This window comes from Anaerobacillus sp. 63XJN7_4_ISO-PGPR-S23-413 (assembly GCF_056173725.1).
This window is the reverse complement of sequence record NZ_CM149688.1, coordinates 824,065-849,894: the sequence shown is the minus strand read 5'-3', so window position 1 is coordinate 849,894 and position 25,830 is coordinate 824,065. Positions and strand designations below refer to the sequence as shown.

At 39.9% G+C, this 25,830-nt stretch carries 30 protein-coding genes; 13 read left to right on the top strand and 17 right to left on the bottom strand.

Annotation, left to right across the window (positions count from 1 at the left end; translation table 11 throughout):
• Positions 1-91 precede the first annotated feature (91 nt).
• Genes AC0VYO_RS04665 through arsC form a run of 3 tightly spaced genes read left to right on the top strand, consistent with a single transcriptional unit; the run spans position 92 to position 2,192 of the window.
• A complete protein-coding gene (locus AC0VYO_RS04665; protein ID WP_430243686.1) occupies positions 92-436 on the top strand; it encodes an ArsR/SmtB family transcription factor in 345 nt (114 codons plus the stop codon).
• A gap of 13 nt (positions 437-449) precedes the next feature.
• On the top strand, positions 450-1,742 hold the full coding sequence (locus AC0VYO_RS04660) for an arsenic transporter (protein ID WP_475368501.1): 1,293 nt from the start codon (positions 450-452) through the stop codon (positions 1,740-1,742).
• Positions 1,743-1,769: 27 nt separating this feature from the next.
• Positions 1,770-2,192, top strand: a complete 423-nt coding sequence (arsC, locus tag AC0VYO_RS04655) for an arsenate reductase (thioredoxin) (RefSeq protein ID WP_475368500.1) — start codon at positions 1,770-1,772, stop codon at positions 2,190-2,192.
• A gap of 154 nt (positions 2,193-2,346) precedes the next feature.
• Here the strand turns inward: arsC and AC0VYO_RS04650 are convergent, their stop codons facing one another.
• Positions 2,347-2,631: a putative quinol monooxygenase gene (locus AC0VYO_RS04650; RefSeq protein WP_475368499.1), complete on the bottom strand. Its 285-nt coding sequence runs from the start codon at positions 2,629-2,631 to the stop codon at positions 2,347-2,349.
• Positions 2,632-2,710: 79 nt separating this feature from the next.
• Entirely contained in the window at positions 2,711-3,007 is a 297-nt protein-coding gene (locus AC0VYO_RS04645; RefSeq protein WP_430243692.1) for a hypothetical protein, read from the bottom strand.
• 180 nt (positions 3,008-3,187) lie between these two features.
• Here AC0VYO_RS04645 and AC0VYO_RS04640 point away from each other — a divergent pair, with 180 nt between their 5' ends.
• Entirely contained in the window at positions 3,188-3,487 is a 300-nt protein-coding gene (locus tag AC0VYO_RS04640; RefSeq protein WP_226616259.1) for an MTH1187 family thiamine-binding protein, read from the top strand.
• Positions 3,488-3,531: 44 nt separating this feature from the next.
• Here AC0VYO_RS04640 and AC0VYO_RS04635 read toward each other — a convergent pair whose 3' ends face one another.
• From AC0VYO_RS04635 to AC0VYO_RS04625, 3 genes are all read right to left on the bottom strand, one after another.
• On the bottom strand, positions 3,532-4,659 hold the full coding sequence (locus AC0VYO_RS04635) for a M14 family metallopeptidase (RefSeq protein WP_475368498.1): 1,128 nt from the start codon (positions 4,657-4,659) through the stop codon (positions 3,532-3,534).
• A gap of 173 nt (positions 4,660-4,832) precedes the next feature.
• The gene (locus AC0VYO_RS04630) at positions 4,833-4,970 is read right to left on the bottom strand and encodes a hypothetical protein (protein WP_475368497.1); all 138 of its coding nucleotides are present in this window, start codon (positions 4,968-4,970) and stop codon (positions 4,833-4,835) included.
• A 118-nt stretch (positions 4,971-5,088) separates the two neighbouring features.
• Positions 5,089-6,291 carry an MFS transporter gene (locus tag AC0VYO_RS04625; protein ID WP_475368496.1) on the bottom strand — a complete coding sequence of 401 codons (1,203 nt, stop codon included), beginning with the start codon at positions 6,289-6,291 and terminating at the stop codon, positions 5,089-5,091.
• A 260-nt stretch (positions 6,292-6,551) separates the two neighbouring features.
• Here AC0VYO_RS04625 and spxA point away from each other — a divergent pair, with 260 nt between their 5' ends.
• Positions 6,552-6,947: a transcriptional regulator SpxA gene (gene spxA, locus AC0VYO_RS04620; protein ID WP_194220443.1), complete on the top strand. Its 396-nt coding sequence runs from the start codon at positions 6,552-6,554 to the stop codon at positions 6,945-6,947.
• 68 nt (positions 6,948-7,015) lie between these two features.
• Here spxA and lspA read toward each other — a convergent pair whose 3' ends face one another.
• Complete coding sequence (gene lspA, locus AC0VYO_RS04615) at positions 7,016-7,477, bottom strand: signal peptidase II (RefSeq protein ID WP_475369039.1); 462 nt, start codon at positions 7,475-7,477, stop codon at positions 7,016-7,018.
• A 165-nt stretch (positions 7,478-7,642) separates the two neighbouring features.
• On the opposite strand from lspA, the gene AC0VYO_RS04610 reads away from it, so the two are divergent.
• The gene (locus AC0VYO_RS04610; protein WP_475366693.1) at positions 7,643-8,059 is read left to right on the top strand and encodes a universal stress protein; all 417 of its coding nucleotides are present in this window, start codon (positions 7,643-7,645) and stop codon (positions 8,057-8,059) included.
• A gap of 29 nt (positions 8,060-8,088) precedes the next feature.
• Here AC0VYO_RS04610 and AC0VYO_RS04605 read toward each other — a convergent pair whose 3' ends face one another.
• Together AC0VYO_RS04605 and AC0VYO_RS04600 are read right to left on the bottom strand one after the other, a co-directional pair.
• A complete protein-coding gene (locus tag AC0VYO_RS04605; protein WP_475366692.1) occupies positions 8,089-8,487 on the bottom strand; it encodes an NUDIX hydrolase in 399 nt (132 codons plus the stop codon).
• A gap of 30 nt (positions 8,488-8,517) precedes the next feature.
• Positions 8,518-8,670: a hypothetical protein gene (locus AC0VYO_RS04600; protein WP_475366691.1), complete on the bottom strand. Its 153-nt coding sequence runs from the start codon at positions 8,668-8,670 to the stop codon at positions 8,518-8,520.
• A gap of 199 nt (positions 8,671-8,869) precedes the next feature.
• Between AC0VYO_RS04600 and AC0VYO_RS04595 the strand changes: the two genes are divergently transcribed.
• Both AC0VYO_RS04595 and AC0VYO_RS04590 read left to right on the top strand, forming a co-directional pair.
• Positions 8,870-9,856, top strand: a complete 987-nt coding sequence (locus AC0VYO_RS04595; protein ID WP_475368495.1) for a zinc-binding dehydrogenase — start codon at positions 8,870-8,872, stop codon at positions 9,854-9,856.
• A 129-nt stretch (positions 9,857-9,985) separates the two neighbouring features.
• Positions 9,986-10,648: a DUF4396 domain-containing protein gene (locus AC0VYO_RS04590; RefSeq protein ID WP_475368494.1), complete on the top strand. Its 663-nt coding sequence runs from the start codon at positions 9,986-9,988 to the stop codon at positions 10,646-10,648.
• A gap of 17 nt (positions 10,649-10,665) precedes the next feature.
• Here AC0VYO_RS04590 and AC0VYO_RS04585 read toward each other — a convergent pair whose 3' ends face one another.
• Positions 10,666-11,589 carry an aminoglycoside phosphotransferase family protein gene (locus AC0VYO_RS04585; RefSeq protein ID WP_475368493.1) on the bottom strand — a complete coding sequence of 308 codons (924 nt, stop codon included), beginning with the start codon at positions 11,587-11,589 and terminating at the stop codon, positions 10,666-10,668.
• A 279-nt stretch (positions 11,590-11,868) separates the two neighbouring features.
• Here AC0VYO_RS04585 and AC0VYO_RS04580 point away from each other — a divergent pair, with 279 nt between their 5' ends.
• The gene (locus AC0VYO_RS04580) at positions 11,869-13,149 is read left to right on the top strand and encodes a histidine--tRNA ligase (protein WP_475368492.1); all 1,281 of its coding nucleotides are present in this window, start codon (positions 11,869-11,871) and stop codon (positions 13,147-13,149) included.
• Between the two features lie 54 nt (positions 13,150-13,203).
• Here the strand turns inward: AC0VYO_RS04580 and AC0VYO_RS04575 are convergent, their stop codons facing one another.
• The 4 genes from AC0VYO_RS04575 to AC0VYO_RS04560 form a co-directional block, all read right to left on the bottom strand.
• On the bottom strand, positions 13,204-13,596 hold the full coding sequence (locus tag AC0VYO_RS04575) for an NUDIX hydrolase (RefSeq protein WP_475368491.1): 393 nt from the start codon (positions 13,594-13,596) through the stop codon (positions 13,204-13,206).
• Positions 13,597-13,724: 128 nt separating this feature from the next.
• The gene (locus AC0VYO_RS04570; RefSeq protein WP_475368490.1) at positions 13,725-14,504 is read right to left on the bottom strand and encodes a TerC family protein; all 780 of its coding nucleotides are present in this window, start codon (positions 14,502-14,504) and stop codon (positions 13,725-13,727) included.
• A gap of 266 nt (positions 14,505-14,770) precedes the next feature.
• A complete protein-coding gene (locus tag AC0VYO_RS04565) occupies positions 14,771-15,496 on the bottom strand; it encodes a class I SAM-dependent DNA methyltransferase (RefSeq protein ID WP_475368489.1) in 726 nt (241 codons plus the stop codon).
• Positions 15,497-15,529: 33 nt separating this feature from the next.
• Entirely contained in the window at positions 15,530-16,309 is a 780-nt protein-coding gene (locus tag AC0VYO_RS04560) for a class I SAM-dependent methyltransferase (RefSeq protein ID WP_475366685.1), read from the bottom strand.
• A 215-nt stretch (positions 16,310-16,524) separates the two neighbouring features.
• Between AC0VYO_RS04560 and AC0VYO_RS04555 the strand changes: the two genes are divergently transcribed.
• The 3 genes from AC0VYO_RS04555 (at position 16,525) to AC0VYO_RS04545 (ending at position 18,459) form a co-directional block, all read left to right on the top strand.
• Complete coding sequence (locus AC0VYO_RS04555; protein ID WP_475366684.1) at positions 16,525-17,070, top strand: hypothetical protein; 546 nt, start codon at positions 16,525-16,527, stop codon at positions 17,068-17,070.
• A 33-nt stretch (positions 17,071-17,103) separates the two neighbouring features.
• A complete protein-coding gene (locus tag AC0VYO_RS04550; RefSeq protein ID WP_475366683.1) occupies positions 17,104-17,562 on the top strand; it encodes a spore coat protein in 459 nt (152 codons plus the stop codon).
• A gap of 270 nt (positions 17,563-17,832) precedes the next feature.
• Positions 17,833-18,459, top strand: a complete 627-nt coding sequence (locus AC0VYO_RS04545; RefSeq protein ID WP_475367455.1) for a DUF2642 domain-containing protein — start codon at positions 17,833-17,835, stop codon at positions 18,457-18,459.
• A 107-nt stretch (positions 18,460-18,566) separates the two neighbouring features.
• On the opposite strand, the gene AC0VYO_RS04540 is transcribed toward AC0VYO_RS04545, so the two are convergent.
• A complete protein-coding gene (locus AC0VYO_RS04540; RefSeq protein WP_475368488.1) occupies positions 18,567-18,887 on the bottom strand; it encodes a YnfA family protein in 321 nt (106 codons plus the stop codon).
• A 362-nt stretch (positions 18,888-19,249) separates the two neighbouring features.
• Between AC0VYO_RS04540 and AC0VYO_RS04535 the strand changes: the two genes are divergently transcribed.
• Complete coding sequence (locus AC0VYO_RS04535; RefSeq protein ID WP_475368487.1) at positions 19,250-20,842, top strand: ATP-binding protein; 1,593 nt, start codon at positions 19,250-19,252, stop codon at positions 20,840-20,842.
• 291 nt (positions 20,843-21,133) lie between these two features.
• On the opposite strand, the gene pruA is transcribed toward AC0VYO_RS04535, so the two are convergent.
• The 3 genes from pruA to AC0VYO_RS04520 form a co-directional block, all read right to left on the bottom strand.
• Positions 21,134-22,681 (bottom strand): L-glutamate gamma-semialdehyde dehydrogenase, encoded by a 1,548-nt coding sequence (pruA, locus tag AC0VYO_RS04530; protein WP_475368486.1) that lies wholly within the window; start codon positions 22,679-22,681, stop codon positions 21,134-21,136.
• Between the two features lie 30 nt (positions 22,682-22,711).
• Complete coding sequence (locus AC0VYO_RS04525) at positions 22,712-23,629, bottom strand: proline dehydrogenase family protein (RefSeq protein ID WP_475366679.1); 918 nt, start codon at positions 23,627-23,629, stop codon at positions 22,712-22,714.
• An 817-nt stretch (positions 23,630-24,446) separates the two neighbouring features.
• Positions 24,447-25,733, bottom strand: a complete 1,287-nt coding sequence (locus AC0VYO_RS04520; protein WP_430243733.1) for a PucR family transcriptional regulator — start codon at positions 25,731-25,733, stop codon at positions 24,447-24,449.
• Positions 25,734-25,830: the final 97 nt, after the last annotated feature.

Here is a 25,830-nt window from a genome sequence, read left to right as displayed (position 1 = left end):
ACTCTTGCTCCGTTTTCTAAATTTCTCAACATTTTAAATCTGCTTGATTATATAAGTATATGCTTATATAATCATTTGTGGAGGTGAAGAAATGGAGAACACTATGATTGAAATCGATCAGGCTGCTTCTGTCCTTAAATTACTTGGCGATAAAACGCGTTTAACGATAGTGGGCCTTTTAAAAGATGGTGAATGCTGCGTCTGTGAGTTTGTAGAAGTATTGCAAATGAGCCAACCTTCTATCAGTCAGCACCTAAGAAAATTGAGAGACTCTGGTTTAGTGAAAGAACGCAAAAAGGGCCAATGGGTATTCTATTCATTAAATGCAGATCATGAAGCCTTTTTAGTGATTCAGAGTATTTTAACCTTCATTCCTGACCAAAAGGATAAACTTTACGAACTAGAAAAAAAAGGACTACGCATTTGTTGCGATTAATGGAGGTATTAGATTGACAGTCACACTCGCTATTCTTATTTTCATACTTACGTTAGTACTCGTTATTTGGCAACCTAAGAACCTGGGTATTGGCTGGTCTGCGTGTGGCGGCGCATTGCTTGCTTTATTAGTCGGTGTGGTAGATTTTCAAGATGTCATCACCGTAACTGGGATTGTATGGAATGCTACCTTTGCTTTTATTGCCATCATTCTCATCTCTCTTATTCTTGATGAGATTGGATTCTTTGAATGGGCGGCGCTTCACATGGCACGGATCGCCAAAGGAAACGGACTTCGCATGTTCATTTACGTTTCGTTACTCGGAGCAGTCGTTGCCGCTTTATTTGCAAATGACGGAGCTGCCCTTATTCTCACGCCAATTGTTCTTGCGATGGTACGGAACTTGAACTTTAAGGAAAAAATGATTTTCCCATTCATCATGGCAAGTGGGTTTATTGCCGATACAACCTCACTTCCACTTGTTGTGAGTAATCTTGTGAACATCGTTTCCGCTGACTTCTTTGATATCGGATTCGTTGAGTATGCATCACGTATGATTGTTCCAAACTTATTTTCCTTAGGCGCAAGTATCCTTGTCCTTTATCTGTTCTTCCGAAAAGACATTCCTGGAAATTACGACGTTAACCAGCTTCGCGTTCCACATGAAGCGATTAAAGACAGCAAAATGTTTAGGCTCTCCTGGTTTGTCCTTGCGATTCTACTTGTCGGTTATTTCGCCAGTGAATTTATCGGAGTTCCTGTATCGATTATCGCAGGGATTGTCGCGATCTTCTTCCTACTAATGGCGAGACGCAGTCAAGCAGTTGAAACGATGAACGTCATCAAAGGGGCCCCATGGGCGATTGTTTTCTTCTCAATCGGAATGTATGTGGTCGTTTATGGCCTTCGTAACCAGGGACTAACCGACATTCTTGCAAATGTCATCCAATCAGTAGCAGATCAAGGTTTGCTCGTAGGAACCGTTTCGATGGGCTTCATCGCTGCAATCCTGTCCTCAATTATGAATAACATGCCAACTGTTATGATTGATGCACTAGCGATCGAAGCGACTTCAACGACCGGTACAATGCGCGAAGCCCTTATTTACGCGAATATTATTGGATCTGATTTAGGTCCAAAGATTACGCCAATTGGGTCTCTTGCAACACTATTATGGCTTCACGTTCTCTCCCAAAAGGGCGTCAAAATATCGTGGGGATACTACTTTAAAATTGGTGTTATTTTAACAGTACCAACTCTACTCATTACATTACTTGGCCTTTATTTCTGGCTACTAATCATCTAAATTTCAATTTAAAAAGGAGAACAATATATGTCTAACAAAAAATCAATTTATTTCTTATGTACAGGTAATTCATGCAGAAGCCAAATGGCTGAAGGATTCGGTAAAAAACACTTAGGTGATGAATACGATGTTTATTCTGCGGGGATTGAAGCCCATGGCCTCAACCCTAATGCTGTTAAAGCAATGAAAGAGTCCGATATTGATATTTCCTCCCAAACTTCCGACATGATTGATATGGATCTTTTAAACAATGCGGATCTTGTAGTTACGCTTTGTGGAGATGCGAATGACAAATGTCCAACAACACCACCACATGTAAAGCGTGAACACTGGGGATTTGATGATCCAGCTAAAGCAGAAGGCACAGAAGAAGAAAAATGGGCTTTCTTCCAGCGAGTACGTGATGAAATCGAAGAACGTATCGCACGGTTTGCAAAAGAAGGACGTTAATTTATTAGAAAAGCACCTCGGATCCCGAATCCGAGGTGCTTTTCTAATGCTATTATTTTTGGCTCATTCAGCGATTTTCGTCATTATTCCCACGAAAAACAAACTATATCCCCGATATCTCAGTTATTTCCGCGGAAATGAAACGGAAATGACTTTAAATCTTTTTCATTTTATAAACTTCTCGGCTATCAATAAGGTCACCGATATCCTTGCGATACTTCTCATAATGCTCTGAGTTAATGTGCGTTTCAATCGCCTGTTGATTTTCCCACACTTCATAGATCACAAATGTTGTATCTTCTATAGATTGATGAACGTCATATTGAATATTACCTTCTTCATTCCTTGAACCTTTCAGAACTTCTTGAAGAACACTTAAGACATTCTCTTCTTTACCTGTTTTAGGCTTTAAAATCGCCGTAACCGCAATTTGTTCCATAAGTTTACTACCTCCAATGCTTATTTAAGAATAGGATAAGCATAGTAGCTTCAACTTATTATAGCAATTGATGTGCTTGTTATGAATTAGGGGCTGGCTTCAAGATAGTGCGCTGAAGTGGGACTCCCCCCATGGTGACGTTTCGTTCAATAAAAAGATACTTCTTACCATCGATCTTAAACTTACGATTACCCAGGTACTCCACATCTTTTCCTTGCGCACTCAGTTCATTCTTAAGTGCCCTTACGTATTCATTGTAGTCGATATAGCGTTCATCCAGGTCAATCTGGATATGATTTTTCCGATAGCCCATTAACCAATTGAAGCCAGTTAAAGATGCAACAATAACTACCAACATAAGAAACAAGTTCATCATGCAGCATTCCTCCCGAGCTCTTTTCTATTTATACGAATGAGGGGTCTCTTTCGTTTCGTTTTTTTGAAAATAAAGGAAGTTTCATTAATTCTTTTTACATCGTATCCTTCTATTAACGTTTGGATTAGAGAAAATACGTCAATAGACTACTATGACCATAAGAGAAGGAGAGGATTAATTATGGCACTATTAGAAATCAGTGTAACACCTGTAGGGACAAGTCAAACGAGCATGAATCATTTTGTAACAGAAGCTGTAAAGTTAGCTGAGAAAGAAGGGTTCACTTACCATATTGGACCAACCTCTACTGTCTTTGAAGGAAACGTTGATGAACTCTTTGAATTAGCAAGAGACATTCATACAAGTGCTCTAGGAAAAGGTACAGATCGTGTTATCACAAATATTAAGATTGAACAAAGAGAAGACCAGCCTCTTTCAATTGATGGTCAAGTGAATGAAGTTCGAAGTTCAATTGGGTAATAACAAAAAGGAGGGAGCGAATGATTCGCTCCCTCCTTTTATTTCTAACTTAGAATTTCTTCTTTCTTTAAAACTCCCTCTATTCCATGGCGTGCCTCATTGACAACTGATTCTCTCCATTCGGAATCATCCGGGTAAAACATCGCTTCAAATTCTCCTAGAATCCATTGAATATCATCAACTGATTCTGCCCCTTCAAAATACAAATGGTTTTCCAAAATAATCGTCGTAAATTCGCGAATTTCAGCCTGTTTATCTGTCCCAAACGTTCCGAACTCAAACAATGCCGACAGAAGATATGTTTCTGGAAATGCTTCTTCTTTTAATTTGTAGAAATGATTCGTAGAATCCCCTTTAACTTTTTCAGGAGTATACTTTTCGACGTTGTTAAGATTGTACGCTTCTTGTAACTCCTTCACGTCTCTTCCATCATTCTCTGAGATCACCATCGTTATTTCATTTGTTGGTCCGAGAGCTGTATGCCAATCCATGTGGACAACACCAGGATAAGTTCCTAACAACTTTTCTTGTATATCCTTCAAGAAAAGAGCTGATTCTTCAGCTGTTGAACCTCCGTAATAGACACCGCGCTCAAATTCAAATTGTCCCATTCCCTTTGCCTTTTTTAATCCTGCGTACCCTTCCTTTGCGAGACCTTTAATCAACTGTGCATATAGCTTGTGCTTCTCTGCTTGTAAGTCAGTGATTTTACCATCTGGAAGAAACAAGTCGCTTTCCTTAGCATAATTTTTATTCACGTCTCTACGAATAGAATTTTCGTCATAAAAGTAATTTCTGTTGAGATCAACATTATTTTCCGTAACCCGTCGGAAATGACGCATTCCCCACGGATTAAGGGCATGAATCAGGCAAATCCCAGTCGTTGAAGGATCGATTTGATCAAGATATTCTTCTACAAACATATGGATAACCGCTGCTCCAGCATACCCTTCTATCCCGTGTTCACCTGAAGTAAAGAATAAGACACGATCGTTTGATGTAAGGGCTTCAGAGTAAATCATATCGATTGTATTATCTTCTTCTTTCCCAATTGACTTTGTTGATAAGGTTGCCGAAGGCCATTTCTTTTGGATTTTATCAAGATGATTGCGAAATGTCTCGCGTGACTGTTCATAATTTTTAGCAAAATAGTGATCTGTTTGAAGTGTCATAACGAATAATCTCCTTTACGTTCTATTGTACCGTTGCTAAATTGGTTATCTAACCTTTTCATACCACTATCCGTAATTATCAAACTTCTAAGAGTTCAAATACCCGGTAACTTTCTATCTTTCCATTAAGCAAGATACAAAAAAAGATGAAAACTCGTTTCAGAGTCTCCATCTTATTTGTTCTTCTCGTATTTTGATACTTGATGCGATTGTTCATATTCAGCAAGTTCTAATTCTAAACGCTTTTGTGTACGCTTTTTATCAACGTTGAGAAATAGTGCCGCTACCGCTATAAAGCCTATACTTAACATTAAAAACTGTAGTATTAATTCTAATGACATCATTCATTCCCTCTTTCTATTTTTCCATTTATTCCTTACTTTTTGCTTATCGTGTGGGGGTTATATATTTACCCTTTATTTCGCCACTCTAAACATCTGTATTGGTTTCAGGCTTAATGGAAACAAAGCAAAGAAAGATCGCAATTGCTGTTACACCTGCTGAAGCATAGAAAACAACTTCATGAGACTGCTTCATGAGCAATGCATAGATTGGTGGACCAGCCGCTACGCCAAGAAAGCGAGTCGAGCTATATAGAGATGTAATTGTTCCACGTTCTTCTTTTTTTACCCCTTCTGTGATGAGGGCATCAAGACAAGGTAGAGACATTCCAATTCCTACTCCACCCACAAATAAGATCAGTAACATCAACCAGAGTCGTTCTGTAAATGAAACGCTTAGTGTCGCTGCTGCCAGAATAAATAAACCAATGAAAATGCACCATTTCATCGTTTTCTTATTCTCACCGATACGTTTTCCCGTCACAAAAGAGGTTAACGAAAGAGCAACAAGTGGAATAGCAATAACCCCACCTTTTTTAACACCTACAATTTGAAATTCATTTTCCAAAAACCCGGCAAGATAGAATAGAATGCCAAAAAGAACAAACATTATCACACCGCCAATTGCAAAAATCGCCGTTAACCACTTTCCATCTTTTCGAAAAATATTTTTTAAGCATGACAAAAAACAGGAAAAAGTTTGTGGCTTCTCTTTTTTTTCTGGTGACTTAACAAGGAATATGACAAGTAATATTGAAATAAGTGAGAAAACAGGTATGGACAAGAAGGGCAAGTACCAGAGATAGGATGCCAGAAGAGCTCCAAGAATGGGACTCAGCACCTTCCCGACTGTATTTGATGTTTCAATTAAGCCTAATCCCGCACTTACATCTTTATCATTTTTGAATAAATCTCCTACGAGAGGAAGAACAACTGGGGCTGCTCCAGAAGATCCAATCCCTTGAAGTACCCTTCCTATAAGAATCATGACGTATGGATTTTCTAGAGACCATGATGCCCAGCCTGTGACGAGCCCTCCAATCCCAGCGATAAACAAACTCGGGATGATCACTTTTTTTCTTCCGTATCGATCGGACAAATAACCGGCAATTGGAATTAATAAAATGGCTGCAATAGAATAAATCGTAATGATCATCGAAACCTTAAAGGATGTGATGCTGAGCTTCTTTTCAATTATAGGCAAGACTGGAATAAGCATTGAGTTCCCTAGCGTCATCACAAGTGGAATTGAAGCAAGTGATATCAAATCCCACTTCTTTTTATCATCCATGAGCATCCTCCAATAAAACTTAACTTCTTACGTAGTTTGCCTGCTCTCGTTAGCGGGTATACCTTAGTAAAAGCTGGCTATTATTATTGATCACTTAGAAGAAATTCCTGTTATTTAGATCGAATAACTTTGACCAAGAGGAATTTAACACATAGATAATCGTCGAAAATGTGTAACATAACTTACAGTCAGGCAACGACTTTTTTTAGTATACTTAACATGGAGATGAACCATGTAAAATCCATTTGGAGGTCAAACATATGATTACACTTTACACATCACCAAGCTGTACTTCGTGCAGAAAGGCAAAAGCGTGGCTGGAAGAGCACAACCTTCCTTATGAACAGCGCAACATGTTCGCAAAGCCGCTCACAGAAGATGAGATTAAAGCTATAATTCGTATGACTGAAAAAGGAACCGAAGAAATCATCTCAAAGCGTTCAAAAGCCTTTGATGCGCTTGATAAAGAGGTTGATGAGCTTACACTTCAGGAACTATACAGCTTAATTAAAGAAAATCCTGGCATTTTAAAACGCCCGATTTTACTTGATACAAAACGACTTCAAGTAGGCTTTCACGAGGACGAAATCAGAAGTTTTCTCCCTAGAAAAGTTCGAGCTTTTCAACTTGAACAAATCCTTCAAGAAGCAAAATAATAAATTGTCCCTTTAGAGTAAGCGAAACAAAAAGCGAGAGAGGTTTATCCTCTCTCGCTTTTGTTTCGCTATTTCTCCTGATCATCAAATCCTTGAATCGTAAATTTCTTCATAAAATAAAGAACGAGGATTAAAATAAAGCCATATCTGATCTCAGTATCAGCAAGATTAAAAATCCCTTCGCTCCAGCTCACTTTCATAAAATCAATCACATAACCATATTGAATACGATCAATCAAGTTCCCAAATCCACCACTAATGAGTAAGCCAAAAGCTAGCTGCACAGCAAAGCGTTTTGGGGTAGCACGTATGTATCCATAAATAAGAAGAAGTACGATACTCGCTTGTAGAAAAATTAATAAACCTGTGTATCCTTCTAACAATCCTCTTGTAGCTCCTGTATTGTAGTAAAGCTGAAAGGTTAAAAATCCATTGATCACGTCAATTTGTTCATTCAAGTTTAAGATCGAGTCAATCCATCGCTTAGTTACAAGATCCATAACAAGCAAAATGGTCACCATCGTGATCATCCGTTTCACCGTACCCACATCCTTTTTTACTCTTCAACCATTATCCTTTATGACCGCTTTCTCTGACAATCATTTCGTCTTTTATGCTTGATTGACACACTTCTATACAGGGTAAGGACTTATAGAACCTAGTAACAAGTCAATTACTCTGGAGGTTTTGTAATAATGTATCAACAGATTTTACTTGCATCGGATGGATCCACAGATTCAGTAAAAGCAGCTGAAAAGGCTTTTGAATTAGCAAGCTTAACAGGTGGACATGTTGAAATCGTTTATGTCATTGATGGTGAAACATCTAAGCACGATGCGTTACGTCATGCCGATTCCCCCGGTCTTGATATGGAGAGAAGAGAGAAACTAAGCTCCACAGAAGCAATTGCTGAAGAAACAAACGTTTCTTATGATGTGACTATTCTACATGGATCTCCTTCCACAACTCTTATTGATCATGCAAATGAAACAAAAAGTGATCTTGTAGTTATGGGCACAAGAGGACTTAATGTTCTTCAAGAAATGGTGATCGGCAGTGTAAGTCATCAAGTCATCCAAAAGGCAAGCTGCCCTGTACTTATTGTCAAATAATGAATGAAGCAGAGAAAAGACTCCTTAGCTTAAGGAGTCTTTTCGTATAAATAATTCGTTAAATATCCTGCGTCCTCAGGATAGGCATGTGGAATTTCTTCTACTTCATCAATCGTTTTCCATTCAATTTCCTTCACATCTTCTTCAGAATCGTCAAGAGAAAGCATACCACCTACCACATTTACTTCGTAATAATAGGTCGTCACATTCATTCCATTCACATCCTGATCTTTAACGAACAAAGGTTTCTCAATGGCTACTTGATACCCCGTCTCTTCCATCACTTCACGAACACAGCACATCTCAGGCGTTTCTCCCTTCTCGATCTCACCAGAAGGAACGGCCCATTCGTCAGTTTCATTACGAATCATTAGTAAATCTCCCTGGTCATTGATACATACAGCAGCTGCTCCAAACCATTCCTGCATTCTACTCACCCTTTAGCTTCCATTATGTATTTAGGGACTCGTCTGACTTTTAACGTGTTCTGAACTAGAAACCTGATGATTTGTTTCTTCAGGTGCTTTCATTCCATATTTTTTTTGGATGATAAAACCAATCATTAGAATCGAAGCGATCAAACCCCAGAAAATCCAACCGATTAACGTCAATTTGTCCCCTCCTCCATTAAACTCTCTCATTATTCTACGATTCACGGCGCCTTATTGTTTCAAATAATTACTAAAAAGTGCCTACTTACCAAAAAAATTCATGAACTTTATAATGGGAAAACGGGAGAGAAGGTTTACTAAAAGCTCCCCAAGTGAAACATATTCATATTCTGAACCTATTTTAAGGAGGATTTTCATAATGAAAGCTCTTTTACTAAAAGCTAAAGGACAATGGGATTCAATGAGTGTTGAAGAAATCGATACCCCTTCACCTGGAAAAGGAGAAGTTCTTGTAAAAATCCACGCTGCGGGCTTGAACCCAGTTGACTATAAGACAGCAACTAACGGGAATCCAAACTGGGAATACCCGCACATTCTTGGACTTGATGGTGCTGGTATTATTGACCAAGTTGGTGATGAGGTAACTGAATGGCAAGCCGGCGACCGAGTCGTTTATCACGGTGACCTGATGAGAAAAGGAACGTTCGCACAATATGCGATTGCACAAGCTCATACCATCTCTAAACTTCCTGAGTCGATCTCATTCGTTCATGCGGCTGCAATTCCAACAGCTGGTTATACAGCCTATCAGGCGCTATTCCGCAAACTTCATATTCAACGAGGTCAAACCATACTCATCCATGCTGGCGCTGGCGGCGTAGGAGGCTATGCTATACAGATGGCCAAATACATGGGATTAACGGTGATTACAACTGCTTCCCGCCACAATCATGATTTTGTAAAAAAACTCGGGGCTGATTATGCCATTGATTATAAAGAAGAAGATTTTGTGAACCGAACGCTTGAAATAACAAATGGAATTGGTGTTCACGCTGTACTAGATGCGGTAAGTGGTGATAATGCAACCAAATCGCTAGACACACTTACGTTTAATGGGCAAATGGCTTATATTGCAGGTGCACCCGACTTTGCGCAGGGCGTTTCCTTTGCTCGTCCTCTTTCGTTCCATCAAATCGCACTTGGTGGTGTCTATCAATCCTCTAATAAAGCTGAGCAAGCGGATCTTGCCATGATGGGTGATGAGATGATCAACCTACTGTTGGGTGGATATGTCGATCCAATGATCAAGAAGACAATATCGCTTGAAGAAATTCCGCAAGCATTGGTTGAGCTTTCAGAACGTCATGTTACAGGGAAAATTGTAGCTGAAATCGAACAGGAATAACCTACTGGACTCGCTCTCTTTCAAAAAGGGCGAGTCTTTTTCTGATCATGAATCTTCCGAATCATTCGTTTATCCTATACCCCCAGAGGGTAATTGTTTTGTACATACTTATTTTAGAGGTGAGATGATTTGACTACTTTACAGCTTATATCCATTGTTGCCCTATCAATTGGACTTCTTTCTTCCATCGTCATTCTTATAGACATCATTCATCATCCTCAAATGATGAAAATCATGAATGTGGTCTGGCCGATTAACGGATGGTTTCTTGGACCTTTCGCTATCTGGGCTTATTTTAAATGGGGGCGTTTGAAAGCGAAGAATTTGGATCTAGAAGACAATCGCGGAAAGTCTGCCAAAGTGTTTATGTCCACAAGTCACTGCTCTGCCGGTTGTACACTTGGTGATGCGGTAGGCGTTCCGATTGTTGCCTTAACAGGTTTTGCTCTACTTGGTTCCATTCTCTATACTCATTATCTTGTCGAGTTCATTCTGGCATATGGGTTTGGTATTCTATTTCAATTTTATGCCATTTACCCGATGAACAAAGAGAATGGTGCGTGGAATGCGATTAAAGCAGCTGCGAAAGCCGACACGCTTTCTTTGATCGCTTTTGAAGTTGGCATGTTTGGTTGGATGGCCATCGTTCATTTTGTTTTATTTACCGAGCCACCAAAACCCGACTCGGCTGTCTACTGGTTTATGATGCAAATTGCGATGATTCTTGGATTTGCGACAAGCTATCCTGCAAACTGGTGGTTAGTAAAGAAAGGAATAAAAGAAGCGATGTAACTGAAGAAAGTCTGGCCCTAGGCCTGGCTTTCTTCATACCACTTCGGAATTGTCCGATCGAAGCCTTCATACATCTCCCATACATACTGAATGGCCTCTTTCGCTTGAGGAAGATCTTCTGGAAAGTAATCTGTTGCCCAATTCATATGGTAGATCAGAAGCTGAGCCATATGAACCGATCGGATTTTCCAAAACAGTTCAGGAACACAATCAATAAAGTAACCATGAATAACCCCTTTTGAGAAAGGAATGCTTAAACGACTTGAGAATAATTCTAGCTTATCAAACTCCGAATAGGCCGTATTTACACCGCATCGATTAAAATCAATCACACCAGCATATTTTTTCTGAGAGATAATCAAATTCCCTGCATGAAAATCATGATGAGCAAAGACGAGCCTGCTTTCACCGATAAGATGGATATTGTTTCTTACATAGTCAATGGTCTTTCTACCATAAGGGATTTGTATATCAAGTCTATAATACCGTTCTACCGCTTTCTCAAATTTTTCTTGAATAAAGGCCATATGTTCCGGCATTGACGCTTCGATTCGAAGTTGATGCATGTGAACGAGATCTAATCCTGCTTCATAACCAGCAGCATACTGTTCTTCCATTGTTAAGTTCGCTAAAGCAGCTTCGCCATCTTCCCCCTCCAGAAAAGAAAAAATCGTATAACAGAAGTTTTCTTCAGGAACTTCACCGAACGCATAAATTTCCTGACAGCGGACTCCTAGCTTCTTAAAAGCCTTCATCTTCTCAACCTTCTCTTGAACCCGCTCACGTAAATCCAACTCATATAATCGAAGCAATACGTTCTTTCCATTCCACTTTGTTACGAATTTCAAATCAAAAGAATACCCCTTTGTAATCTTTCTTAATGTAACATTCGATAGTTCAGGAATATGTGATATGACTTCTTCTTCCGTAAGACTCCTCAAGCAATCCCCCACCTTTCTATAAGAAATATTATCCTATCAAATCTTCAGAAAAAAAGAAAGATTGCTGAAATGGTTCTCATGTGCTACCATATTTTGAAATAAGAGGTGAGCGATATGAGACAATTATTCATCGTACAACTTCATCATCACAGCTAGCCTTGCTATCCGATTGCAAAATAATCGCGTATAGGAAGGCTATTACTCGTAACCGTATGAATTGAGAAGAACATTTCTCCCATTCATGCGGTTTTTTGTATTCAAAACGAAAGGATGAGGACTATGAAAAAGCTGAAAGATCAGAATGTCAAAGGAACGATGGATTATTTACCTAAAGATGAAATCATACGGCGCAAAGTAAGAAGAATAATAGAAGACACATTTATTCAATACAACTGTTCTCCACTTGAAACACCGATCCTTAACGATCGGAAATTGATGGCTTCAAAGTATGCCGGTGGCGATGAGATTTTAGCAGAAATGTACACCCTCTCTGATCGTGGAGAGAGAGAACTTGCCCTTCGATACGATTTGACCATCCCGTTCGCCAAAGTTGTTGCGATGAATCCAGATTTACCCATGCCATTCAAGCGTTATGAAATCGGAAAGGTGTTTCGAGATGGACCAGTTAAACCAGGGCGTTTTAGAGAATTCACTCAGTGCGATGTGGATATAACCGGCGTGAGTTCACAAATGGCCGAAGCAGAATTAATGGAGATGGCTCTCGATCTTTTCAGTCAACTCGAACTTGATGTGACGATTCAGTATAACAACCGCAAACTGCTTGCAGGTATGCTAGAGTCGATCTCTATTCCTACACTTCGCTTAAATGATGTGATTCTCACGATGGATAAGCTCGAGAAAATCGGGATGGAGGGCGTTAAGGAAGAGCTCTTCCAAAAAGATATCTGCTCTGAAGCCATTAATAGCGTTGAGCGCTATGCAAAAGAGTGGATTAATCAAGACCTCTATTATTTTGAACAGTTCGCATCTGCGAATTCAACTGTACGGGAGGGGTTAAATGAACTTAAAGAACTGACTTCCTACCTGGATGGACTCAACCTCGTTCAAAAATGTCAGTTCAATCCTTTCCTTGCAAGAGGGCTCGATATTTATACTGGGACGATTTATGAGATTTTCTTAAGTAACCAATCCATTACATCCAGCATTGGAAGCGGTGGTCGCTACGATAGTGCGATAGGTGGATTACTCGGTAGTGAAGAACCTTTTTCAACTGTTGGGATTTCATTCGGCCTAGATGTAATTTTAACCGCATTGAAACAGAATGCTACTTCACTTGTGACAAATGAAAAGCCTGAATATGTCATCATCCCCATTGATGCTAAACGCGAAGCCTTGATCGTCGCCTCTGCTTATAGGAAATTAGGATGTCGGATCGAGGTGGATATGAGTGAGAAACGGATTGGTAAATCGATCGAACGCGCAAGTAAAAGAGGAATAGAAAAAGTAATTCTCATTGGGGATAAGGAAGTTGAAAACAATGAAATCATCGTAAAAACACTAGATCAAGGAACGGAGGAGCGCATTCCCTTCCAATTTTAAAACTGTTATAAATATAGCCTTAAGATCCCCCGAGGATCTTAAGGCTACTTTACATTATCCCTGTAAGACGTAAGGAATTGAAGTATGAAGTAAGCTCTCAATTCCCCCTTGATGATAAGGCATCCATTTGTCTGCTTCTTTTCTGTCCATCCACCTGACGTCCGCTATTGTTTCCGTATCTTGAATAGATAAATGTCCACGCGATATTTTTCCTCTAAATGTAAAGAAGTGAACATGGTAATTCGTCATAAACGCTTCATTAACACTCAATAGATTTTCTACTTCTACGGTTAATCCTGTTTCTTCTCTCATTTCGCGAATAGCAGCTTGTGCAAGGGTCTCTCCATCTTCCACCGATCCACCTGGTAAAGACCAGTTATTATGTTTGATATTTTGAACCATTAACACTTGATCTTCTTTTTCGTTGTAAAGTAGCGTATATACCACATCAACTCTTATTACTTTGAACACTCCCCATCCTAATCAAAAATCAACAAAGCGCAAAAACCATTTTTTACCTTTATAGTTTACCAGATCCCTTTCTCACAATGGGGAAAAGATTGAGATTCATGTTTTTACAGTGTTTCTCCCTTTGATGCTTCAGTTTTTTTCGAATTCGATAAAAACCAGCCACCGACTGCAATCAAAAGTAACACCGTATAAAACGTTATTTTCCATCCTGGAGACTTTGCAAATGCTTCAGGGAGCACCCCTAAATCAGGATGCGAGAGTGTATATACTGATAGTTTAATTCCAACCCATCCTACAATCATAAACGCAGCAACCTCTAAACCGGGCCTTGCTTTTAATAGCTTCACGAAATAATTTGCTGCAAATCGCATTATGACTAATCCAATTAATCCACCAGCGAAAATAACAAGGAATTTCCCACCATCTAAACCACCAATATGCGGTAGGGGTGTATTTGGCAATGTGACGGCTAATGCAACGGCTGCTAGAATGGAATCTACGGCAAAAGCGATATCCGCTAGCTCTACCTTAAAAACAGTCCCCCAGAAGCCTGCCTGTTTCTTATTCTGTTTCTTTGGCGCTTCCTTACCTTTGTGAATCATCTGTTTTCGAACGATATGATTGATCGCAATAAACAAGAGGTATAACGCACCGATCGCCTGAACTTGCCATACGTTGACTAGAAAAGAAATAGCAAATAATGAAGCAAATCGAAAAACAAATGCACCGGCAAGACCATAAAATAGAGCCTTTTGACGTTCCTCATCTGGTAAATGCTTCACCATAATCGCTAAGACAAGTGCATTATCTGCCGCAAGCAGCCCTTCAAGAGCAATCAGAAGCAGCAAAACCCATCCATATTCTAGTAACATTGAAGCATCCATCTGTACATCCCCCTTTTTTCATCCATACTGCTTTGTTCTTCACAAAAAAACCTTTGCCTATTTGGCAAAGGTTTTTGATGCAAATAAAGACCTTTACCGTAAAAGTAAAGGTCTTGCTAACAACACGAATGTTGCCAACAAAGCCGAGAGCAGTGAAGCTCTGGAATGACGACTTTGCTGTAAAAGCTACTCCCCTTTAGGAGTTGCAGTATGAAATTTTTATTATTTGAAATGATCATAATCTAATATTCTATCGCTGTCAATTATTATTTTATACAAGAAAGTAGAAGAAATAGCGGAATGCGCTGTCTTCGTTCATACTCTTCCTGATGTTGAAAGTTTTCTTGTTGCGGCGTTCCCTCTCTAAGACCTTGAATCGTAAAACCAGTTCGCTGCAGAAGCAAGAAATACTCCTCAATCGTACGATGATATTTCACAACGCTCTCTCCAATCCAGGGCTCTATTCTTCTCCCCGTCTGGAAATAATCATCTACAATCCAATCGGTTCTTTTACCTATCATACTTTTGAAAGAAGCGGTCATAACTGGATGCAAAACGCTAAATACAAATTCTCCACCTGGTTTTAACGTGTCATATACTTTTTTAACAATATGATCAAGGTCTTCTATGTAATGAAGAACTAATTGTGAAACGACGCAATCGAAAGTCTGTGATGGATAACCATACGACTCTAGATTTGACTGGACAACGCTCCCCTTCGTTCCCTTTAGCTTCAACTCTGCTTGGTGACACATATTTTTTGAACCATCAATCCCGACATATCGCTCGCACTGCTGCTTTAGTAATTCTTCTCCGAGCGAAGCATCTCCACAACCAAGATCAAGAATGGTCTTCTCCCGAACATCGCCTAGTAATGTCATAAGAGCAGGATACTCGATGACTTTATTCGGGCTTTCTTCCCTATGTCGTCTAGCCATATAGTTCTCAAAAAAATCGTGATCATCATAAACCCGCGAACCGCTATATTCCATTTTCAGTATCTCCTTTATAAATAAGTGACTAGTTCAACCTGCATTTTTTATCGCCTTTGTTGCTATAAAGGTTTTAATATATTGATCGATTAGGCGACTCCCTCCAAAATCATCTTCATAAAAACCGTTAATGACAAATCCTGCATCAATCTGTCCCTGTATTTGATCTTCCAGCGTATGTCCGAACTCAAGGGCCAAGTTACTCTCTTTGTATTTCTGAAGTTCTTCTTTCGTTAACAATTCAATAGGAGAGTATGGGATGCTATTCTTCACATCCAGAATTCCTTTATCCTCTTGCTCATCATCAAAAAGATACAATAGTGGATTCGTAAATCCTGAGATAAGTGTGCCCCCTTCCTTCAGTACTCTTGCCGCCTCCTTCCAGACAGGTAATACATTTTCAACAAATACATTTGAAACAGGATGCACAATCACATCAAATGACCCATTTTCTAAAAAGGATAAATCCGTCATGTCTCCTTTAACAACAGTTAACTGCAAGTTCTCCCTTTCAGCTACAAATCTGTCCTGTTCTAGCTGTTTCTCAGAAAGATCAACAACTGTCACTTCCGCCCCTGCGGCTGCAAGTATTGGACCTTGTTGTCCACCACCAGATGCTAAGCAGAGAATGCGCAAGCCCTTCAGATTAGCTGGAAACCAATGACGTGGAACAGCTTTCTCCGTCGTAACAGTGATATGCCAATTCCCTGCTTTACTTTCTTTGATCATTTCTTGAGTGACTGGCTTTGTATAAACAACTTGATCCTCCACTTTCTTATCCCAAATCTGACTGTTATACTCATTTGTTTTCATTGTCTTCCCTCACTTAGTTAAAATCACTCTCGTTCTCCTATTCTGTTTAACTAGTAAAAACCCTGCTCCTAAATTCCCCAATGATTAGGCTAATCTCACGGTGGACAAACACACATTTTCCAAATGATAGACAAATATACTGATCTTTGTCCCTCCGAGATACATACTATGCCATTACAAGCGTTTATATAAAAAGGAAGAAAGGATGCATGAATGTGCAAATGAACTTTTCACAACTTGAGAGCTACATCGGCAAGAATGTTCGAATCAACCGTGGAGGACCTGAAAGTCAGGAAGGAAAACTTCTTGAGCTTAAACAGGATTTCTTAACTTTGCTTGGACAAAAAAATAACGTTATCTATTTCCATGCTACTCACATCAAAAGCGTCACAATCAATACGAAAGAGGAAGTAGAAGTTATTGTGCCAATTGAAGAACCTGTTCTTGAATTTGAAAGTGGAGAAAGTTTTCAAGAAGTTCTTGATGAATTAGTCTTTAGTTCTGTTCAAGTTAATCGCGGTGGCCCAGAGAAAGTAGAAGGTGTTTTACTTGAAGTGAACGATGATCACATCATCGTAGGGAAGGAAGCAGAATTGGTACACATTGCACTGTTTCATGTAAAAAGCGTTAGTAAGGTCGTTAAAATGACTCAACAAGAAGAGTCTAGCAACAATCAAGAAGACAATCAAAAAGAAAACCGAGGAGAAAGCAGAAGAGAAAACCTCTTTTCTAACTACTGGCAGCCCGTTTCAAAAAAATAAATAGCGAATGCTTATGAAAGGATAGGATATATGATGGCCAATTTAAATAGCGATACGCTCGTGCCATTGCTAGGTAAGCAAGTTAAAGTCAATTTAAAAGGACCTGAAGCAAAAGTAGGTATTCTCTTTCAGGTTGCAACGGACCACTTTATGCTACAAACAGAGAAAGAAATGATTTATTACAACCTTGACCATGTTAAATCAATTTCCTTAGATACAACTACTATGCCGGAAATCACTGGGAATACGTTTCTTGATCCAATCCAAGGAAGCTCTATCACAGAAGTGTTAGGGGCGCTCCATTATAAATGGGTAAAGATTAATCGTGGCGGTCCCGAGCATGTTGAAGGTATTCTCCTCAATGTAGCAAGCGACCATATTCTTCTATTAGTGAAAGCTGAACTTGTTCGCATTACACTTTTCCATATTAAAAGCTTCAGTACTATCGAAACGGTGATTAAAGAAGTTCCTGCAAAAATCGCCGAGGCTTAACTCGTATTCTTGAGAGGAAGAGAGAGCCATGATCGACTATATCTCTCCTTACGCATTTCGGAAGTTACTTCATGTGATGAGGAAATGACTCGCCTTTAAATTCATAGTTATTTGTACAGTCATCTTCCTCCTCACAATTATTTTTTATGTAGAAAAATGATCGTCCTATCAGAATCACTTGTTTATATGGCACAGCTGGTTTTTTCATATGAAAGGAGGTCAAAAGTGAGAAATTCATCAGATTTAACGAACGAAACCATTCGATTAAAAATGAACGGAACAAAAGACATTATCGGTGTGCTAATCGACTCAGGAAATGACATTCTTGTCTTATATAACGGCAAAGACTTTATCTATGTCTCCCAATACCATGTTCAGCATTATGATGTATGTACGAAAGAAGATGAAAAAATTTCACTTCCAAAAGAGTCGCTATTTGAAGAACCTGAAACGTTAAATTCGATTTCGCTTCGTAAAGCACTACAAGAATCAAAAGGAATGTTTACAGAGATTTATGTTACTGGCCATCACTCTCTTCATGGATACATCACTAGTATTATGAACGATTACTTTGTGTTCCAAAGTCCCATTCACAAAACGATGTATATATCCATGAAACATCTAAAGTGGCTGATCCCTTATCAAGGTAACGAAAGACCATATCACTTAACACATTCAGAATTCCCCGTTGTACCAATTGGACTCTCCTTATCACGCACATTAGAAGAGCAGCTAAAAAAAGTAACCAATCAAATAGTCATTTTCGATATATATGAAAACCAAAACAAAATAGGGAAATTAACAAGTATTCAGGAAAACCAGGTCACGTTAATGACGGCAAAAGAGGGTCAAGTTTTCATTAATTTTCACCATATAAAATGCGTTCATTTCCCTTAAAATCAAGACATCGATTCACTCATTGGTTATATCTCAGCCTCATTCGTCCGTTCCATGAAAACGGGCTTTTTATTATGTCTTGATGAAGACTTCTAAATGAACTTCCTTTAGTTCCGCGGTAAGAGCATCACCGTTACACCTACTAAGCAAATAAACGCTCCAATTAAATCATAGCTATCAGGGACTTCCTTATCAATTCCCCATCCCCAAAGGACGGACATCACTATAAACACACCACCATACGCCGCATACACGCGACCGAATTCCGGATATACTTGCAAAGTCGCAATCACACCATAAAGAGCTAGAGAGATTCCACCAGCTAGTCCAAATACGCTCGAGTACCCTTCACGAAGCCAAAGCCAGATTAAATAACCTCCTCCTATCTCTGCAAGCCCAGCTAAAATAAATAAGAGAATTGTTTTCATTTCCGCTACCCTCCTTCACAATGCAATTAATGTTAAAAATACAAATCAAGCGCTATTGTTATCCCGATCATCCCCGATACAATAGTCCCTTCCCCGTATGATCCGTCTCTTTTCTAATTTCGATTTCTTCTATATACTCAAGCATAATTTTTCCTCCAATCTAAATGGCTTCATTATAAAGTATCTAAGAATGCGATTACAATTTTTTTCGACAACATCAAGTAGAATCACGTATTACTAATGGTAAAAACTAACCAGTAGGGACCAAAGTATGATAATCTATAAAAAAATGATTCTATTAAATACAAAAATAATACTTTTCATATAAAACCATTACTACTTCCAGGAAAAGAGGATGCCTCATGACGCAACGTGAAATTCAAATCCAACATTCTAAAAACACATGCGAACATGTCTATCAATTGGATCCAAACTCAATTCCTGTTCTTCACGTTTTACTTTCAGAAGAAGAGTTAGCGCTTCGTTTACAAAATTATTCATGTTCTCTCTCCATCATACAAAAATTCATGAAAAAGCTTCTTAGCTTTTTATCTGACACCCCAACCGTGGTGGTAACAACTGATCACGAAGGCTATGTATTAGATTCATATGGCGATGAATCCTTCGAACAAATGACAGCGTCACTCGGCATTCAAAATGGCGTTAAGTTTGATGAAGAAACAGCTGGTACCAACGCCATTACACTTGCCTTAAAACACCAAGAACCGATTCATCTCATTGGGGATGATCATTATCACTACTGCTTTGAAGATGTGGCTTGCTACTCAGCACCATATGCATATCATAATGGGGAGATTATCGGTACGATCTCCCTCATGACAACTAAGAAATATGCCTCTCAATTGCATCTAGGCTTGCTTTCATCTTCTATAGATACGATTGAACGGGAGATCCAGGTTAACAAGCAAAACGAACAGCTCCATCTCTATAACCAGATGCTTATGCGTGCCACTCCAATCGGAATTGTCATTTCGGATCAAGATGGGCAAATAAAAGAATTCAATCGAAGTGCTGAAAAACTAACGGGACTTAATAAAACCAAAATGATTGGCTATCCAATTACCGAAATCCCTACACTTAAACCGTTTTTCGACCATGTGTTTTCGAAACAAAAGGGCATCGAAGACATCGAAATCACTTTTTTTAAAAACGATGAACGTAAATGCTTACTCGATATTTTGCCTCTTTACGATCACAATCAACAGCTAAGCGGAGCTTTCGCTCAATTCCGAGATATGACTTCTTATTATCAACTACAAGAACAGGTCATTCAATCTGAGAAGCTTTCTGCAATCGGAAAACTAGGTGCTGGTTTTGCTCATGAAATCCGCAACCCACTTACATCAATTATTGGCTTTACACAACTTTTAGATGTAGATGAGAAACAAGCCAATTACATTAGTATCATTAGGGCTGAACTCGACCGTATGAAAAATCTTGTAAATCAATTTGTTATGATGGGGAAACCAACGGTAAGCGAGCGAACGCTAAAACAGTTAAATCCCCTTGTATTTGAAACGGTAGAATTAATGAAAAGCAATGCTCACTTACATAATGTCGAACTTGAATTCGATGCGAACACTGAAAACATTACGGTTTGTATGGATTCCTCACAAATCAAACAAGTGCTCATTAATTTTATCAAGAATGCGATCGAAGCTATGCCTGAAGGCGGAGAAATCTCGGTTCATTTAACAAAAAACGAGGAAAATGCGGTTATCTCCATTGAAGATGACGGCAAAGGAATGAGCGAAGAAGAAGTGAAACAGCTAGGCACCCCTTTCTTTAGTACGAAAAGAAGCGGGCTTGGGATTGGACTATCGATTTGCTTTGATATTATGGAGGCTCATAATGGAGAAATAGCCATTGATTCAGAAATAGGAAAAGGTACAAAAGCCAGGCTCATTCTCCCTTACCATAAAGAAGAGAACTGAGCTTCTCTTTTTTTCCTCACATGCTCAACACGACGATGAACGTAAGGAGTAAAATCCCAATCGCTAGTGCGTCTAATCCATACTTTTGCCATTCTGTTAAGCTCTTGCCTTTTGGTTCTAATCAAGAAAGATAGAACAAGGATAATACCGATCGTGAAGACAATGGCAGCCCTAATCTTCAAATAGATAAAATCCCTTTTTCTTCCATATTTCTCATCCTAACTAAAACCAAACAAAGGCTGTTCCCCTCTGCTAGGGGAACAGCCTTTTTAAACTATTCGTGTTTACTAATTAATACATTTCTGAAACAGTTTTTGCTTGCATGTGAAGTCCAAGATAATCCGGTCCACCTGCTTTTGAATCTGTACCGGACATTTTGAATCCTCCAAATGGGTGGTACCCAACAATTGCGCCCGTACAGTTCCGGTTAAAGTATAGGTTACCTACGTGGAAGTCCATTTTCGCTTGCTCAATGTGTGCACGATTATTCGTGATCACAGCACCTGTTAAGCCGTACTCTGTATTATTCGCAATTTCAATCGCTTCATCGAAGTTTTCTGCTTTCGTTAAGCAAACAACTGGCCCGAAAATTTCTTCCTGCTGCATGCGTGATTTCGGAGCTAGGTCTGCAAATACAGTTGGCTTGATGAAGAACCCTTTTGAATCATCGCCTTCTCCACCAGCAACGAGGCGGCCTTCTTCTTTTCCAATTTCAATGTAGCTCATGATTTTATCAAATGATGCTTGATCAATAACTGGTCCCATGTACACATCTGGACCTGTCGTTTCACCTAGTGTAAGCTCATTTGTTAATTCAACAACGCGATCACGAACCTGATCATATACCTCTTTCAAAATGACCGCACGGGAGCCTGCAGAACATTTCTGACCTGAGAAGCCGAATGCTGAGACAACGATGGCCTGCGCAGCAAGTTCAAGATCAGCATCCTTATCCACAACGATCGTATCTTTACCACCCATCTCAACGATCACTCGCTTCAGGTGTTGTTGACCCGGCTGTACTTTCGCAGCGCGCTCATAAATGCGCGTACCAACTTCACGAGAACCAGTGAATGTGATGATCGACGTTTTCGGGTGATCAACGAGATAGTCCCCTACTTCAGCTCCGCTACCTGGCACAAAGTTCAATACACCTTTAGGAAGCCCAGCTTCTTCAAGCACTTCAACAAACTTCGCTGCAACAACCGGTGTTGCACTTGCCGGCTTAAGAAGTACTGTGTTTCCTGTAACAAGTGGTGCTACTGCTGTCCCTGCCATAATCGCAAATGCAAAGTTCCATGGAGGAATAACAAGGGCAACTCCGCTTGGCGTATAAACGTAACGGTTTTGCTCTCCAGGACGGCTTTCAATCGCTTTCCCTTCACCTAGCTCGATCATTTGACGAGCATAGTATTCCATGAAGTCGATTGCCTCTGCAGTATCAGCATCCGCTTCTTTCCAAGGTTTACCGGCTTCGTACACCAGGTAAGCAGAGAATTCATGCTTGCGGCGTCGTACAATCGCAGCTGCGCGGAATAGAAGCTCAGCACGAGAGCGAGCCGACCATTTTCTCCAACCTTCAAATGCTTCATCTGCAGCTTGAATCGCGCGTTCCGCATGCTCTTTCGTTGCCTTTGATACGCGACCAACGATTTGTTCCTTGTTCGCAGGGTTAATGGAAACAATTTTATCTTCCGTGCTAACTCGCTCACCATTGATGAGAAGATCATGGTCTTTTCCAAGTTCTTCTTTTACTAGTTTAAGAGCCTCTTCAAAAGCCTTTTTGTTTTCCTTAACAGTAAAATCAGTAAACGGTTCGTGTTTGTATGGTACTACCATGAGTAAATTCCCCTTTCAAATATAAGAAGTTTATTTTTTAAATAATCCATTGAAAGCAAAGGCGATGTTCGCAGGTCGTTCCGCCAACCGCCGCATAAAATATCCATACCAATCGTTCCCATAAGGTAGGTATACTCTTACCGCATAACCTTCAGCAAGAAGATCTAGCTGACTCTGGCTTCGCATGCCGTAAAGCATTTGAAACTCAAATTGATCTTTCGGAATATCATGTTCTTTCACGAATTCTTTCGTAAAGTTAATGATGGCATCATCATGACTAGCGATGGCTGTAAAATTCCCATTCAATAAATGTTTCTTTATCAGCAGCTTCAAGTTATGATCCACATCTGATTTCGCTGGAAAAGCAACCTTCGCGGCTTCCTTATACGCCCCTTTCACAAGACGTAAATTCGGCTTTACTTCATTTAAATCATCTAAATCTTGATCGGATCGGTATAAATAAGACTGAACAACCGTTCCAATATTGTCGTACTTTCTCTTCAGGTCTTTATAAAGCTGAAGCGTCGCCTCCGTTCGTGTCGAATCTTCCATATCGATCGTAACGAATACATCATGCTTTACCGCTTCTTCCATAATCTCAATCATGTTACGCCATACAAGATCATGGCTAATATCCAGACCAAGTGAAGTGACTTTCAAAGACATCTGAGAATTTAGTTGATGAGCACTAATCATGCGAATGGTATTGATGCACTCCTGAGTCCGCTCCTTCGCTTCTATTTCAGAAGAAACAAACTCACCAAGATGATCCACCGTTACCCGAAGCCCCTGACTATTCAAATTCTGAATAAGAGGCACCGCATGCTCAAAAGTCTCACCCCCAACAATCTTATCCGCCCCAAACTTACTACCCCATCGTTTGGCGAGCCGATCAAGCGAGGGCCTGCTAGCGAGAAAAAGGAAAAAACTCTTGTTGATGGCTTCCAACTCTACCACGCTCCTTTTAACCCTATATCTCCAATCATTCATAAAGCTTGTGAAATACTTCAAAGAAAGTTTTTGTTTTCTTGTGAAAATTATATCGATTTTAACCCCCATCTGGCAACGTGGTCACGACACAATAGTTTGCTGAGATTTTGTGGTTTAAACACAATAGGAAAAGCGAAAGTGGGCGTTTAGACACGACAGGCACTGGAGCCATTTCATTTGAACACGCTTTTTGTGTTCGGATGAAATGGTGAAGTGACCAAGTGTCTGCCCACTGCAGCTGGATCTCATGAAAAGCGGAGACGAGCGTTTAGAAACGGAGATATTGGAACTCTTGAACTAGAACACGCCCTTTGTGTTCTGGTGAAAGAGTGAAATATCGCAGTTTCTGCGAGTCGTAGCTGGATCTCACGAAAAGCGGAGCGGGCCCGTTTAAATCCGCAGGATGTTGGAGCCCATGAGAGTGAGACGCTTTTTGTCTCATTCGATTGGGTGAAACAGCCGGAGGATTTGGCCCGCGCAGCTGGATCTCAGGTAAAGCGGAGACGAGCGCTTAGACACGACAGGCACTGGAGCCGTGAAAAGCGGAGCCCCCGTTTAGTGAGCGGAATTTCCGATTTGGACAATATATCTGGATTTTAGCCAATATATTCTGATTTTGGACAATATATCTCCATTTTGGCCAATAAACCACACTCCCCCCACGAAAACCAGCTATTGCGCCACACTTTCCAGCCCTAAACAACAGAAAAGAAGCTGCACAATGTGCAGCTTCCCAGTTTGGTCAATAAACAAGCTCCCAGCCCACTCAAATAGGCTACTTCGCAGTACTTTTCTGCTCCTCTACTGCAGAAAGGTACCGATTATAGTAAGACGGTATGTTGTTTAGCAACAACAACTCGATATATATGTGACTTTTCATATTAAAATCATCAAAATCAATATCCGTTAAGTCCTGAATCTGCTTCATGCGATAGTTCAGCGTATTTGGGTGGATAAACAGCTCAGCCGCGGTGCTTTTCCCCTTACCGTTGTTCGATAAATACACTTCTAGCGTCTTTAACAGACTGGAATGACTAACTGAATCCTTTTCCATCAAGTTAAGCAAATTCTGATTAAAATAATGCTCCGTATTGTTTTTCTCATAAAGGGCGGCAAGATATCGGTAGACGCCAAGCTTTGAGAACTCACGTGGCATGACATCTGGCCTTGGACCAATGAAGTCAGCTGTCTCAATCACTTCTAATGCTTCTAAGAAGCTCTTCCTCATCTCAATGAGCTCCGTATATTCTTTCCCAATCCCAATCAAGAAAGAATAAAATTCTTCATGAGTTAACGCACTTTTTACATACTCTATAAGCTCTCGGCTATTTTCAATCGCTGAGCCTTTTCTATTTTTATCACCTGAAATAACAGCAACGATTTGAAGCTCAGTTTTCAGTACTTGAATTTTATGCCTCTTAAAACGGGATAAAAGCTCGAGAACTTCATTTAACAAGGGCTCCTGGGTAGGCTCAGCAATTGACATGACGAGTACGGAAAAGCGCTCAGGTAATGGTAAGCTCGCCACCTGAGCTTTACGCCGCATTTGATTTTCACTTTCGTATTCATGAAGAAGCACATTCCAAAGCAATTTCTCCTGCTTCCCCTCATGCTCTTTCCCTTTTTGATAAGAATCATGAATAAGCTTTCCAATGTGAGGTGTGATTTCAGTAAGAAAAGCAACCTCTTCTTCCGTCAGAGGACTATTCGTTTCTTGCACCCAGAGATATCCCATCGTCCGCTCTTCATAAATCGCTTTCACAACAATACGTTGATAAAAACCAATTTCCTCAATTGGAGCAATCCGGATCGGAGCTTCGTTGTTCTCAAGCTGCTGAACGATCCCTTCTTTTTTCAAACGATCAATAATAAACACCGGACATTTTTTATAGAGAATCGTCTTTTGCTGCGTTTGATCAAAGCTCTCCGATGCCGTACTATATGAAATGAGTTCAAAGTTTTTGTTTTCAATAATGACCGGCTTATTCGTTGCGACACTGATCATCTCAGTCGCTTTATGAATATCTGTCGCTTCAAGAATGCGCTCTTTTGCTTCTACCATTATTTAACCCTCCCCTGTACCGCCAATTACATTAAAACCAAAGGGTTTAGCAATACCAGAATTAGTAATTCTTCATCTTCTTCTATTATATAGATTT

Excerpts from the sequence above, each read along its gene's own strand:
- AC0VYO_RS04540 (WP_475368488.1), bottom strand. The coding sequence starts at position 18,887 with ATGAAAACAATTCTCTTATTTATTTTAGCTGGGCTTGCAGAGATAGGA.
- AC0VYO_RS04635 (WP_475368498.1), bottom strand. The coding sequence starts at position 4,659 with ATGACACTTCAAACAGATCACTATTTTGCTAAAAATTATGAACAGTCA.
- lspA (WP_475369039.1), bottom strand. The coding sequence starts at position 7,477 with ATGATCACGATGGTGACCATTTTGCTTGTTATGGATCTTGTAACTAAG.
- AC0VYO_RS04665 (WP_430243686.1), top strand. The coding sequence starts at position 92 with ATGGAGAACACTATGATTGAAATCGATCAGGCTGCTTCTGTCCTTAAA.
- AC0VYO_RS04645 (WP_430243692.1), bottom strand. The coding sequence starts at position 3,007 with ATGATGAACTTGTTTCTTATGTTGGTAGTTATTGTTGCATCTTTAACT.
- AC0VYO_RS04595 (WP_475368495.1), top strand. The coding sequence starts at position 8,870 with ATGAAAGCTCTTTTACTAAAAGCTAAAGGACAATGGGATTCAATGAGT.
- AC0VYO_RS04640 (WP_226616259.1), top strand. The coding sequence starts at position 3,188 with ATGGCACTATTAGAAATCAGTGTAACACCTGTAGGGACAAGTCAAACG.
- AC0VYO_RS04610 (WP_475366693.1), top strand. The coding sequence starts at position 7,643 with ATGTATCAACAGATTTTACTTGCATCGGATGGATCCACAGATTCAGTA.
- AC0VYO_RS04580 (WP_475368492.1), top strand. The coding sequence starts at position 11,869 with ATGAAAAAGCTGAAAGATCAGAATGTCAAAGGAACGATGGATTATTTA.
- spxA (WP_194220443.1), top strand. The coding sequence starts at position 6,552 with ATGATTACACTTTACACATCACCAAGCTGTACTTCGTGCAGAAAGGCA.
- AC0VYO_RS04650 (WP_475368499.1), bottom strand. The coding sequence starts at position 2,631 with ATGGAACAAATTGCGGTTACGGCGATTTTAAAGCCTAAAACAGGTAAA.
- AC0VYO_RS04520 (WP_430243733.1), bottom strand. The coding sequence starts at position 25,733 with ATGGTAGAAGCAAAAGAGCGCATTCTTGAAGCGACAGATATTCATAAA.
- AC0VYO_RS04535 (WP_475368487.1), top strand. The coding sequence starts at position 19,250 with ATGACGCAACGTGAAATTCAAATCCAACATTCTAAAAACACATGCGAA.
- AC0VYO_RS04550 (WP_475366683.1), top strand. The coding sequence starts at position 17,104 with ATGGCCAATTTAAATAGCGATACGCTCGTGCCATTGCTAGGTAAGCAA.
- pruA (WP_475368486.1), bottom strand. The coding sequence starts at position 22,681 with ATGGTAGTACCATACAAACACGAACCGTTTACTGATTTTACTGTTAAG.
- AC0VYO_RS04630 (WP_475368497.1), bottom strand. The coding sequence starts at position 4,970 with ATGTTAAGTATAGGCTTTATAGCGGTAGCGGCACTATTTCTCAACGTT.
- AC0VYO_RS04560 (WP_475366685.1), bottom strand. The coding sequence starts at position 16,309 with ATGAAAACAAATGAGTATAACAGTCAGATTTGGGATAAGAAAGTGGAG.
- AC0VYO_RS04570 (WP_475368490.1), bottom strand. The coding sequence starts at position 14,504 with ATGGATGCTTCAATGTTACTAGAATATGGATGGGTTTTGCTGCTTCTG.
- AC0VYO_RS04545 (WP_475367455.1), top strand. The coding sequence starts at position 17,833 with ATGAACGGAACAAAAGACATTATCGGTGTGCTAATCGACTCAGGAAAT.
- AC0VYO_RS04565 (WP_475368489.1), bottom strand. The coding sequence starts at position 15,496 with ATGGAATATAGCGGTTCGCGGGTTTATGATGATCACGATTTTTTTGAG.
- arsC (WP_475368500.1), top strand. The coding sequence starts at position 1,770 with ATGTCTAACAAAAAATCAATTTATTTCTTATGTACAGGTAATTCATGC.
- AC0VYO_RS04625 (WP_475368496.1), bottom strand. The coding sequence starts at position 6,291 with ATGGATGATAAAAAGAAGTGGGATTTGATATCACTTGCTTCAATTCCA.
- AC0VYO_RS04605 (WP_475366692.1), bottom strand. The coding sequence starts at position 8,487 with ATGCAGGAATGGTTTGGAGCAGCTGCTGTATGTATCAATGACCAGGGA.